The following is an 11,448-nucleotide window of genomic DNA, read 5'->3' as shown; positions in this document are numbered from 1 at the left end:
TGCCTCTTCATTGCACTTAGTCTAGCGTTTGGCGATACCGTTTGAGCGCAATCGCGACGATCACCAACATGATAATGCTGATGTTCGTGAGATCACCCAGAATATCGCTAATGTCGGCCCCTTTGAGCATGACCTTGCGCACGAGACGCAAGAAATGCGTCGCGGGGATCGCATTGCCAATCATCTGCGCCCACACGGGCATGGCGGCAAAAGGGAACATGAATCCCGAGAGCAGGATCGTTGGCAATAGCGTGAAGAACGAGATTTGCATGGCCTGCATTTGGCTGCGCGCGACCGTCGAAATCAGGAAGCCAAGCGCAAGATTGACGACGATATAGAGGTTAAACCCCACAAAAAAGGCGAAGGGCGATCCGATGAAAGGCACGCCAAATAACACCTGCGACGCGATCAAGAAAACCACGGTCTGAACATATCCAACCAAGACATACGGGAGGATTTTTCCGAGCATCACTTCGAGGGGCCGCACAGGAGTCGCAATCAGCGTTTCCATGGTGCCCTTCTCGGTTTCGCGAACAATCGCGACCGCCGTGATCATCACCATCGTCAGCGATAATATGACCCCCAAAAGACCGGGGACAATATTGATTGAGGTGTTGCCCTCGGGGTTATATTGCCGATGAACCACAACGCTAATTGGTGGTTGGCCCCCAGCGGCATAGCGCAGGGGGCCGGTCAGTGTCTGCGCCATCGCGATGTCAATAATACCCCCCATCGCCGACGCCCCACCCCCGACCGCAGCGGGATCAGAGGCGTCGGCGGACAGGAGTATTTCGGGGGAAAATCCACGTAAAATATCTCGCTCAAAGTTGGGGGGCACCACCACCAAGAAATTCGCCGATCCGTCGCGCAGCGCTTTGTCTCCTTCTTCGCGGCTGGTTACGATGCCTTGAAAATCAAAATAAGTGGACGATTTCATGCCCATAAGGATCGCCCGCGTCACTGGCCCTTCGTCCGACATTTCAACGAGCGTTGGAAGGTTATGAGGATCGGAGTTGATCGCATAGCCAAAGATAAGGAGTTGCATGATCGGAACGCCGATCATCATCACAAAGGTGACTTTGTCGCGCCGCATCTGGACGAATTCCTTTGCCAGAACAGCCCATAACCGCGCAGGTGAGAATGACCATTTCATGGTTTGGCCCCACTGAAATTGTCGTCAACACCGGTCATCAGATAGATGAAAGCTTCTTCCAGTTCGGCCTCTTTTTGAACCCAACTATATACATTGGCAGCGTTATAGCGCGCCGCGAGTGCTTTGAGTTTTGCCTCATCTGTCCCCGACACATGCAAAACGGCGCCAAAGCGGGCAACCTGACCAACATCGGCATCCTGCCGGAGTAAGGATTCAAGATCCGAAATTTCAGGGCCCGTGACGCGCCACGTATAGAGGCCAATCATGCGCGGAATGTCATGCGCGGGCCCTGCGATTAGTTTTTTCCCATAGGCGATGTAGGCGATGAAATCGCATTGCACCGCTTCGTCCATGTAGTGGGTTGAAACGAGAACGGTCACGCCCGCTGCCGACAGGGAGCGTATTTCATCCCAGAAATCGCGCCGCGCTTTTGGGTCGACACCGGCCGTGGGCTCATCGAGCAACAACAGGGTGGGTTTGTGGATCAAACATGCCGCCAGCGCCAAACGTTGCTTCCACCCGCCTGACAACGTGCCCGCCAATTGGTTTGCGCGGTCAGCGAGGCCTAAGTCGCTCAATGCATCTTGGACACATTTCTTGCGGTTCTTAATCCGGTACATCCGCGCCATAAAATCGAGGTTTTCACGGATCGTCAGGTCCTCGTAAAGCGAGAACCTTTGGGTCATATATCCCACGTTTTCCTTAATGCTGCCTTGTTGCGACAGGATATCAAACCCAAGGCATGTACCCGCGCCCTCATCCGGCGTGAGCAACCCGCACATCATACGGATTGTCGTGGTTTTTCCTGACCCATTAGGCCCAAGAAAGCCGTAAATAGCCCCCTTGGGAACCTCCATATCAAAGCTGTCCACCACCCTTCGCCCGCCGAAAACCTTGGTCAGGCCTGTAACGGATATGGCAAATGGTTGGGTCAATCGCGTGGCCTCAACGTGAGGGGTTGTCCGGGCAAAACATCACCCGCATTCTCCAGTATAGATTCGGCCCGAAACACCAGCCGCGACCGCTCCTCGCGACTGTAAATGATGGGAGGCGTGTATTGCGGCGTCGCGGCAAGACGCGTCAGATGCGCGGTGATTTCGTCAGGGCAACCACTGCAGGCGACATCAAAAATTTCGCCTAACGACACACTGGCGCGCTCGCCTTCAGGGATGAAAAACAAAGCCTTCAAGCTTTCCGGAGGGAGGATCGAGACGACCGGAGCACCTGCCAAAGCAACTTCGCCCTGCTCGTAAAACACCTTGTCAACACGCCCACCAATCGGAGCTGTGACGGTGGTGTCATTCAGGGCGGAACGGGCGCCTTCAAGTTGGGCGAGGGCGGCGTCATGGGTGGCTTCGGCGGCTATCCTTTGGGAAATCCGCGCAGGCAATTCAGCGACGTGTAGTTGTGCCTCAAACTGGGCGACACGTGCGTTGGCCCCTTGTAACAAAGCCGTATCGGTATCGACGCGGGCTTGCGAAACGGACCCCGTTTTGGAAAGGCGTTGGGTGCGCTCCAATGTCGACTGGGCAAGGCGTTGATCCACCTTGGCGGAATCAAGCGAGGCGTGGATCACGGCGATCTCTTCGTCACGGCTTCCTGTCGCTAGATTTTCCAGATTTGCTTGCGCGACAGCAACTTGGGCCTGCGCCGCATGTAAGGCCGCGGTCTGGTGGCTGTCGTCGATTTGAAACAGCGTCTCAAGCGCAGAAATGGACTCGCCTTCTCGCGCGCGCATATTCACAATCCGACCCGCGACAGCAGACGCAATATAGACGTAATCACCCTCAGCATAGCCGTTATATTCCAAAACAACGGGCTCCCCAAAACTTGGAAAAATGGCGTTGATGATGACGATCAGCCAATTCGGAAGGGAGTTCATCTCGCTATCCTTTCTGGGGTTCGAGGCCTGCGTTTAGGATCAAAAGGTGGTTTTCAATTAGGTGGTCCAAATGAAATCCACCCTCTGGTTCAATCCCGAATATTTCGTAAAAAATGATGTGTGCGAGGATTGGTCCGATCACAGTTCGCGCGGTTAGTTCGGGGTCGATGGGCCGAATATGGCCTCCTTCGACACCCTGCGCCAAAAGCGTCGAAAGGGCAGGAATGGCGCGGTCTAAAACGGCGGTGCGAAATAGCGTGGCAATCTCTGGGGCTGCGGGAGCTTCATGGATTACGATCAAGGGGACGGCTCGGTTGCGTTTGTCCGTCAAGACCTTCCCCATCATTCGTAAGAATTGCTCAATAGCCGGGCGGGGATCCCCTTGATGACGCGAAATATTGTCAAATAGAGCATCCGTTAAGGGCGCGATTGTGCGATTCACCAAGCCCGCAAGTATGGCCTCTTTGGAGGGGAAATACAGGTAGACGGCCCCCTTGGAAATACCCGCGCGTTGGGCGACCTGATCCACACTTGTTCGTGCAAACCCTTGATCAATAAAGAGGGCAAGGGCCGCATCCAAAACCTCATCTGGGCGTGCGTTTGCACGTCGGCGAAACTTTGGTTCTGGTTTCTCTGATGGGGACATGTGAAAATTGTAACTGACTTGATGGTCAGTAGCAAGGGCTTTCCAAGTTAGGCATAGTGATAGTGGATGCATTTGAAAGCGCCTCAAAACATCGGGTTGTGACTGCTAGAAATCTGAACTAAGCATTGCCCCAACGATTGTTTGTCCACGTACTTGTGGCCAGACACCATATTTTATCCGTCGGGGGGCCCATTAGGGCTGAGAGGTGCTTGCACCGACCCGTCGAACCTGATCCGGGTTATACCGGCGTAGGGAACGGGTACTTTGCGCAAATCTCGCGCAGACTCTTTCTTTCGCTGGCATGCCCCAACTCGATGGAGATGCGCCAGTGAAAAAGACCACCCCAATCGCCCTAACAATAGCAGGCTCGGACAGCGGCGGTGGTGCAGGTGTGCAGGCTGATCTCAAGGCAATGTCGGCGAATGGATCGTTTGGGACCAGCGTCATAACAGCCATCACAGCGCAAAACACGACATCCGTAACCGCCGTCCATGAAGTGCCCGCAGATGTTGTCGCCGCGCAAATCAAGGCTGTGCTTTCGGATATTCAGGTCGGTGCAATCAAGCTTGGGATGCTGTTCTCGACCGCGATCATTGATGCCGTCGCGCAAGGCCTCGCCGATTTTAAAGGCCCCATCGTTGTTGATCCCGTGATGATCGCCAAATCCGGCGACGCGCTTTTGCAGAACGCGGCGATTGAAGCAATGGTTGCGAAAATTCTCCCCCTCGCCACGCTCCTTACCCCCAACCTGCCAGAGGCCGCCCGTCTTTTGCGCGAACCTCAAGCGCGCACATTGGCGGAAATAACCTCGCAAGGCCTGCGGCTTTTGGGCATGGGGCCGAGCGCGGTTTTGATGAAAGGTGGCCATGCCGAGGGCGATACCTGTACCGATATTTTGATCGAGGCTGGTGGTAGGGTGACAGCGCTTTCTGCGCCCCGCATTGTTACGCGAAATACGCACGGCACAGGGTGCACCTATTCTGCCGCAATTGCGGCAAACCTGTCCAAGGGGCTGGATTTGCATTCCTCCGTGGTCGCCGCGCATAGCTATTTGCAAGGAGCAATCGCCGCCGCGGATCAGTTGCAAATTGGCAAGGGGCACGGCCCCGTTCATCACTTTTATGGACAATGGTAATGCATGAAATCACAATCATCGGCGCGGGCGTCGCGGGCCTGTGTGTGGCGCGCGCCTTGTTGGATCGCGGCGCCCATGTCACGGTTATTGATCGCCACGCCACCCCGGGGCCACAGGCTTGCTCATGGTGGGCGGGCGGGATGCTTGCCCCATTTTGCGAGGGTGAAAGCGCCGAAGAGCCCGTGATCCGACTTGGCCAAGAGGCCGCCAACTGGTGGGAAGCGAAAACGCAGACCGTACATCGCAACGGCTCTCTCGTGGTTTCACTGACGCGCGACAAAGCGGACCTGACTCGATTTGCACGACGCACGACCAACTTTCGAGAGGTCACTTCGGACGAAATCTCCACGTTAGAGCCTGATTTGGCCGACCGTTTCACCAAAGGGCTTTACTTCGAAAGCGAGGCGCATCTGGCTCCTCGCGAAACTTTGGCGCGATTGCAGGCAAGTCTGGTGGCGGATGGCGCGGTGTTTGAGCAGGCCGAAGCCGACCCCGAGGATTTTGCCCAGCGAGGCCTAACCATTGATTGTCGAGGGTTTCAGGCCCGCGATCAGATCGCTGATCTACGCGGAGTGAAAGGCGAGATGCTTGTGCTCTCCTGCCCCGAAGTCACCTTAAGCCGCCCCATCCGCCTTCTGCACCCACGCGTCCCGCTTTATATTGTACCGCGCGGCGACGGCGTTTTCATGCTGGGCGCGACGATGATTGAAGGCCGCGCAGGCAAGCACGTCACCGCCCGCGCGCTGCTCGAACTGCTGAGCGCAGCCTATGCTCTGACGCCCGCTTTTGGCGAGGCCGAGGTGTTGGAAATTGGCGTTGATAGTCGCCCCGCATTTCCCGACAACCTGCTGCGCATTCGCCGCGATGGAAACCTTATCCGCGCCAACGGTCTCTATCGGCATGGGTTCCTATTGGCTCCCGCGTTGGCGCGCATGGTGGCGGAATTAATCTTTGATAACAAACAGCCGGAGGTGATGGATGATACTGCAAATTAATGGCGAGCCCGTGGACGTTCAGATCGACACATTGGCTGACTTACTCGTGGCCCGAGGGTTCGGGGAAGCCAAAGTTGCAACTGCCGTGAACGGCCAATTTGTTCCCGCGACCGCGCGAGCCGATTTCGTGATGTCCGACGGTGATAGGATCGAAGTCCTTGCCCCGATGCAGGGGGGATAAAGGATGCGTGATTTTTATGGCACGACCCTTGCCAATGGTTTCATGCTGGGCTCCGCGCAATATCCGTCCCCTGCGATCTTGGCAGATGCGTTTAAGCGGAGTGGGGCGAGTGTCGCGACGGTTTCGCTGCGCCGCGAGAGTGGGCAGGATCGGGCGGGGCAGGATTTCTGGCACCTGATCCGCGACCTTGGCGTGCATATCCTCCCCAACACCGCGGGCTGTCATAGCGTCAAAGAGGCCGTCACGACCGCCCATATGGCTCGCGAAGTTTTCGACACGAAATGGATCAAACTTGAGGTGATTGGCGAGGAGGACACGCTGCAACCCGATGTTTTCGGGCTGGTCGAAGCTGCCCGTATTCTTAGCGAGGACGGCTTTCAGGTTTTCCCCTACACCACCGAAGATTTGGTCGTCGCGGATAGGTTGCTCCATGCGGGCTGCGAGGTTTTGATGCCTTGGGGCGCGCCGATTGGGTCGGGCTTGGGGTTGAATAATATTTTTGGATTACGGGCGATGCGAGCCCATTTTCCGGATGTGCCCTTGGTGATCGATGCGGGGCTTGGCCTGCCTTCCCAAGCGGCACGCGCAATGGAGCTTGGGTTTGATGCTGTGCTCTTAAACACGGCCGTTGCAAAAGCGGGCGACCCCGCCGCCATGGCCGAAGCATTCGCCACCGCAATACGCGCCGGTCAGCTTGCGGCGATTGCCGACCCGATGGAGCCGCGCGATATGGCTGCGCCCTCGACCCCCGTTATCGGAAAGGCGTTTCTCGAATGAAACTAGATCGATTTTACCCCATTTTTGACAGCGCGGATTGGCTCGAACGCCTCGTCCCATTGGGAATCAAACTGGTGCAATTGCGAATGAAGGATGCAAGTGCAGACCACCTTCGCGCCCATATCAGGCGGGCGAAATCCGTCTGTGCGGATCATGGTTGCACACTGGTCATCAACGATCATTGGCGCCTCGCGATTGATGCGGGGTGTGATTATATCCATCTGGGGCAGGAGGACCTCGAAGACGCGGATATCGTGGCCATTCAAGCGGCCAAAATCCGCCTCGGGATCAGCACCCACGACAAAACGGAACTCGCCCGAGCCCTCGAGTCGCGACCAGATTACATCGCCCTTGGGCCCATCTATCCGACCATCCTCAAGAAAATGAAATGGCATGAACAGGGCATCGAGAAACTAACGACGTGGCGCAACTTGATTGGGGATACGCCCCTGATTGCGATTGGCGGAATGCGCATCGACCGCGCGGCGGGGGCCTTTGAGGCTGGCGCGGATGTTGTGGCCGCCGTCACCGACATTACCTTGAATGACAGTCCCGATGACCGCGTCCGCGCTTGGTTGGCGGCAACACGATGAGCAGATACGCGCGCCAGACCACCCTTCCCGAAATTGGCGAGGCTGGACAGGCCGCCTTACGAGCAGCGCGGGTGCTGGTTGTAGGCGTCGGCGGACTTGGTGCGCCTGTGCTTCAGTATTTGGTGGGGGCCGGCATTGGGTACCTCACTCTTGTTGACAGCGATGTTGTCTCGCTGTCCAATCTTCACAGACAAACGCTCTTTCGAGAAGAGGATGTTGGTCTATTAAAGGCAAAAGTGGCCGAAGAGACCCTTCACCGCCTGAATGCCGATTGCGAAATTAGTTGCGTTACCTCCGCGCTCACCCCCGCAAATGCGCAGCACCTTGTCGCGCAGAGCACCCTTGTTTTGGATTGCGCGGATAGTTTCGCCGCAAGCTACACGCTTTCCGATTTTTGCCACGCGACTGGGGTTCCTTTGATCAGCGCCTCAGTTCTTGGCTTCGCGGGATATGTGGCGGGGTTTTGCGGCACCGCGCCATCCTTGCGGGCAGTATTCCCCGACCTGCCAGACCGCGCAGCAACCTGCGCAACCGCAGGCGTCATGGGGCCCGTCGTTGGCATGATCGGCGCCGCACAAGCACAGATGGCCATAAGCTATCTTACTGGACAATCTCCGTCTCCTCTTGGCCAACTCCTAAGCTTTGATATGCAAAATTTCCGTACGGGTGGCTTCCGATTTGATAGCGCCCCAGAGCCAAGGGCCGACCTTGGTTTTATCGCAGCATCTGACCTTACCCCTACTGATTTTGTCGTAGAACTGCGCGATGCAACGGAAGCCCCAATCCCCGTCACGCAAACCGCAAAGCGCCTCAATGTCGCAGAGTTTGCAGGCCAACATCCCACACCAGACGCGGGCCAGCGCGCAGTTTTCACTTGCCGATCTGGCTTGCGCGCATGGCAAGCCGCCACTCACCTTCGGACCTATTGGACCGGAGAAATTTCCCTCATTGCAATGGGCGACACGCCACATACCGAAAGGCAGACCACATGAAATTAGCCTACCTAACCACCGCATTTACCCTCGCGGCCACCCCCATTATGGCCGCAGATCAAATGACGTTGTTGCTGGATTGGTTTGTGAACCCCGATCACGGCCCCATCATTGTCGCCCAAGAGATGGGGTATTTCGCGGATCAAGATTTGGAGGTGAACATTATTGCTCCAGCCGACCCGTCCGATCCCCCAAAACTTGTTGCTGCTGGCAAGGCGGATTTGGCGATATCCTATCAACCGCAGCTGCATCTCCTCATTCATGAAGGACTTCCGCTACAACGAGTTGGCACGCTCGTTGCGACGCCTTTGAACTGCCTCCTTGCGTTGGCGGACGGCCCGATCAAATCGCCAGCGGACCTCGCAGGCAAGAAGGTTGGCTTCTCTGTGGGCGGTGTTGAAAAAGCGGTTATGGGCGCGATTTTGGACCACAACGGATTGACGTTGGATGATGTCGAAATGGTCAACGTGAACTGGTCGTTGTCGCCCTCGCTTATGTCTGGGCAAGTTGATGCGGTCATCGGCGCGTATCGGAATTTTGAGTTGAACCAAATGGAAATCGAAGGCGTCGAGGGCAACTGCTTTTTCGTCGAAGAAGAGGGCCTGCCCGCCTATGATGAGCTGATTTATGTGGCTAACCCCGACACGATGGACAAAGAGATGATCGCTCGCTTCTTGGCCGCAACCGAGAAAGCGACGCAGTATATCGTCAATCATCCTGAAGAAAGCTTTGAGGTTTTCGCGAGCACCTCTGCCGAGTTGCAAGATGAGCTAAACGCCCGCGCTTGGGTCGATACATTCCCGCGTTTTGCGTTGCGCCCAACGGCGATGGATGTGGGCCGTTATGCGGCGTTTGAAGCTTTCCTGAATGAGGCGGGGCTGATCCCCTCGCAGAACCCTGTTTCAAAAATCGCCATCGATGTGACAGCGAAATGATAGCGCCGGATTATGGCAAAACCTTCGCGCTTTGGCGCGAGGGGGCAGCGGGGGCTTGGCAGGATTATACCCGCCACGCCTTTGTCGAAGGTCTGCGGGACGGGTCTTTGCCGCGCGAAGCGTTTGTGCAGTACCTCATTCAGGACTATGTGTTTCTCGTGCATTTCTCGCGCGCGTGGTCCCTTGCCGTGGTCAAATCCGAGGCGCTTGAGGAAATGAAAGTTTGCGCCGCGACGGTCGATGCTCTTGTTAATCACGAGATGTCGCTTCACGTGTCGGTTTGCGCCACCGAAGGGATTGACGAAGCCACGCTATTTAACGCGACCGAAGCCGTCGAGAACCTTGCCTATACGCGCTATGTTTTGGATGCGGGCCTGCAGGGGGATTTCCTTGATTTAATGGCGGCCTTGGCGCCCTGCGTTATGGGATATGGCGAAATTGGCCTGCGTTTGGCCGAGAGTAAAGCCCCCGACACGCCATATGCCGACTGGATTAACACCTATGCCGACCCCGGATATCAGTCGGTTTGCGCCAGCGTTGGTTCCATGATCGATGGTGCTGTCGCGCGGCGAATTGGGGATCTCGCAACGTCGCCACGCGTAAATGCCTTGCAGGATCGTTTTTCTATGGCCACGACCCTTGAGGTTGGTTTCTGGCAAATGGGCCTCAACACGCAATGACGACTCCGCCAAGCATACGCCTCGCGGGGAAGCACCGTATCGATGGGAAACTGTTGTTCGATGCTGACCTCACCTTGCCCGCAAGCCAGTGGACGTGCCTACTCGGGCGGTCGGGTGTCGGAAAATCGACGGTATTGCGACTGATCCTTGGGCTGGAAACGGGGGGGCAGTTTGACGGCTCAATCGAGGCCTCGGATGGTTTGAGTCTTGCTGGACGTATCAGCTATATGGCGCAATCGGACCTGTTATTGCCGTGGTTGTCCGTTCTGGAAAATATCTGCATTGGTGCCCGCTTGCGGGGAGAAACTCCCGATTATACCCGTGCTACTGCCCTTTTGGAGCGCGTTGGCCTCGCAAAGCACATCGCGCAGAAACCGAAATCATTGTCGGGCGGGATGCGCCAACGCGCGGCCCTCGCACGCACGCTTATGGAAGATCAGCCTATTGTCTTTTTAGACGAACCATTCTCGTCGCTTGATGCCGGAACCCGCGCGGATATGCAGGAGTTGGTCGCGGAAGTTATGGCGGATCGTACCATTTTACTTGTCACACATGATCCCTCCGAAGCGGCCCGATTGGCCGATCAGATCATTATCCTGTCGGCACAGAGCGCAACGGTTTGGCCAACCCCTGATACGCCCGCATTGCGGGAAATCAACGACCCGCAAACGCTCTCCTGCCAAGGCCGCCTGTTGGCCTATCTGCGCGAAGTGCCGGCATGAGGCGACGTGATATCCTTTTTGCGGTCTTGCTTGGTCTCGCTTTGTGGCAAGCTGCGGTGGTGCTTACACATGCTCCACATTACATTTTGCCCTCCCCTTGGCGCGTGGCAAAGGCCGCCTATAAAAGCCGCGTTATCCTTGCGGAAAATGCGTGGATCACGAGTGTTGAAGTCTTGCTTGGTCTTGTCCTTGGGTCGGTGTTGGGCGCGTTAACAGCAATCCAGCTAACGCTTTCAAAAACCTCAGAGCGGCTGATCCTGCCGCTGCTGGTGTTCACACAGGCCGTACCCGTTTTCGCGCTCGCGCCGTTGCTGACCCTTTGGTTTGGCTATGGTATGGGATCGAAAATTGTCATGGCGATCCTCATTATTTACTTCCCCGTAACCACGGCGTTTCATGATGGCCTGACTCGCATTGACGGGGGATACCGTGATTTGTCGGTTTCGATGGGGGCAGGAAAATACCACTTCATGCGGTACGTGCAAATTCCAAACGCGCTGCCGAATCTTGGCACCGGACTTAAGCTGGCCGCAGTCTATGCCCCGATCGGCGCGGTGATTGGCGAATGGGTGGGCGCCTCCAAAGGGCTTGGCTATTTAATGTTGCTGGCCAATGGGCGCGCCAAAATCGACTTGATGTTCGCAAGCCTCATTGTACTGGCCTGTTTGACGGTTCTCCTCCACATTACCGTGGGCAATCTGGCTGCACGCCTAACAAGGTATGCCGAGGGGACGACACACCACACGTGACGGCACTC

General features: G+C 56.4%; 14 protein-coding genes and 1 riboswitch. Of the genes, 10 read left to right on the top strand and 4 right to left on the bottom strand.

Annotated features, from left to right (window positions below; genetic code table 11):
• Positions 1–16 precede the first annotated feature (16 nt).
• The 4 genes from RC74_RS03680 to RC74_RS03665 are packed head-to-tail and all read right to left on the bottom strand — an operon-like array spanning position 17 to position 3,753.
• On the bottom strand, positions 17–1,153 hold the full coding sequence (locus RC74_RS03680) for an ABC transporter permease (protein ID WP_039001641.1): 1,137 nt from the start codon (positions 1,151–1,153) through the stop codon (positions 17–19).
• A complete protein-coding gene (locus RC74_RS03675) occupies positions 1,150–2,088 on the bottom strand; it encodes an ABC transporter ATP-binding protein (protein WP_039001642.1) in 939 nt (312 codons plus the stop codon). The genes RC74_RS03680 and RC74_RS03675 overlap by 4 nt, the downstream gene beginning before the upstream one ends.
• The gene (locus RC74_RS03670) at positions 2,085–3,035 is read right to left on the bottom strand and encodes an HlyD family secretion protein (protein WP_039001643.1); all 951 of its coding nucleotides are present in this window, start codon (positions 3,033–3,035) and stop codon (positions 2,085–2,087) included. Before RC74_RS03670 ends, RC74_RS03675 begins: the two co-directional genes overlap by 4 nt.
• A gap of 4 nt (positions 3,036–3,039) precedes the next feature.
• Positions 3,040–3,753, bottom strand: a complete 714-nt coding sequence (locus tag RC74_RS03665; RefSeq protein ID WP_236940023.1) for a TetR/AcrR family transcriptional regulator — start codon at positions 3,751–3,753, stop codon at positions 3,040–3,042.
• A gap of 99 nt (positions 3,754–3,852) precedes the next feature.
• Positions 3,853–3,953, top strand: a riboswitch (TPP riboswitch).
• Between the two features lie 56 nt (positions 3,954–4,009).
• On the opposite strand from RC74_RS03665, the gene thiD reads away from it, so the two are divergent.
• From thiD to RC74_RS03615, 10 genes are read left to right on the top strand one after another with little or no spacing between them, the layout of a single operon-like run.
• Complete coding sequence (thiD, locus tag RC74_RS03660) at positions 4,010–4,816, top strand: bifunctional hydroxymethylpyrimidine kinase/phosphomethylpyrimidine kinase (RefSeq protein ID WP_039001644.1); 807 nt, start codon at positions 4,010–4,012, stop codon at positions 4,814–4,816.
• Positions 4,816–5,811 carry an FAD-dependent oxidoreductase gene (locus RC74_RS03655; RefSeq protein ID WP_039001645.1) on the top strand — a complete coding sequence of 332 codons (996 nt, stop codon included), beginning with the start codon at positions 4,816–4,818 and terminating at the stop codon, positions 5,809–5,811. The genes thiD and RC74_RS03655 overlap by 1 nt, the downstream gene beginning before the upstream one ends.
• On the top strand, positions 5,795–5,992 hold the full coding sequence (thiS, locus tag RC74_RS03650; RefSeq protein WP_039001646.1) for a sulfur carrier protein ThiS: 198 nt from the start codon (positions 5,795–5,797) through the stop codon (positions 5,990–5,992). The genes RC74_RS03655 and thiS overlap by 17 nt, the downstream gene beginning before the upstream one ends.
• Before the next feature lie 3 nt (positions 5,993–5,995).
• A complete protein-coding gene (locus RC74_RS03645; RefSeq protein WP_039001647.1) occupies positions 5,996–6,769 on the top strand; it encodes a thiazole synthase in 774 nt (257 codons plus the stop codon).
• Positions 6,766–7,362, top strand: coding sequence for a thiamine phosphate synthase (locus tag RC74_RS03640; protein WP_039001648.1), 597 nt, complete (start codon positions 6,766–6,768; stop codon positions 7,360–7,362). Before RC74_RS03645 ends, RC74_RS03640 begins: the two co-directional genes overlap by 4 nt.
• On the top strand, positions 7,359–8,354 hold the full coding sequence (locus RC74_RS03635) for a HesA/MoeB/ThiF family protein (RefSeq protein WP_179946756.1): 996 nt from the start codon (positions 7,359–7,361) through the stop codon (positions 8,352–8,354). The genes RC74_RS03640 and RC74_RS03635 overlap by 4 nt, the downstream gene beginning before the upstream one ends.
• Entirely contained in the window at positions 8,351–9,289 is a 939-nt protein-coding gene (locus RC74_RS03630) for an ABC transporter substrate-binding protein (RefSeq protein WP_039001650.1), read from the top strand. Before RC74_RS03635 ends, RC74_RS03630 begins: the two co-directional genes overlap by 4 nt.
• A complete protein-coding gene (locus RC74_RS03625; protein WP_039001651.1) occupies positions 9,286–9,969 on the top strand; it encodes a TenA family protein in 684 nt (227 codons plus the stop codon). Before RC74_RS03630 ends, RC74_RS03625 begins: the two co-directional genes overlap by 4 nt.
• A complete protein-coding gene (locus tag RC74_RS03620; protein WP_039001652.1) occupies positions 9,966–10,691 on the top strand; it encodes an ABC transporter ATP-binding protein in 726 nt (241 codons plus the stop codon). Before RC74_RS03625 ends, RC74_RS03620 begins: the two co-directional genes overlap by 4 nt.
• Positions 10,688–11,440: an ABC transporter permease gene (locus RC74_RS03615; protein WP_039001653.1), complete on the top strand. Its 753-nt coding sequence runs from the start codon at positions 10,688–10,690 to the stop codon at positions 11,438–11,440. The genes RC74_RS03620 and RC74_RS03615 overlap by 4 nt, the downstream gene beginning before the upstream one ends.
• Positions 11,441–11,448 lie beyond the last annotated feature (8 nt).

It is taken from the genome of Falsihalocynthiibacter arcticus (genome assembly GCF_000812665.2).
In the GTDB taxonomy this organism is placed as follows: Bacteria; Pseudomonadota; Alphaproteobacteria; order Rhodobacterales; family Rhodobacteraceae; genus Falsihalocynthiibacter; species Falsihalocynthiibacter arcticus.
This window is presented reverse-complemented; position numbering and strand designations above follow the sequence as displayed.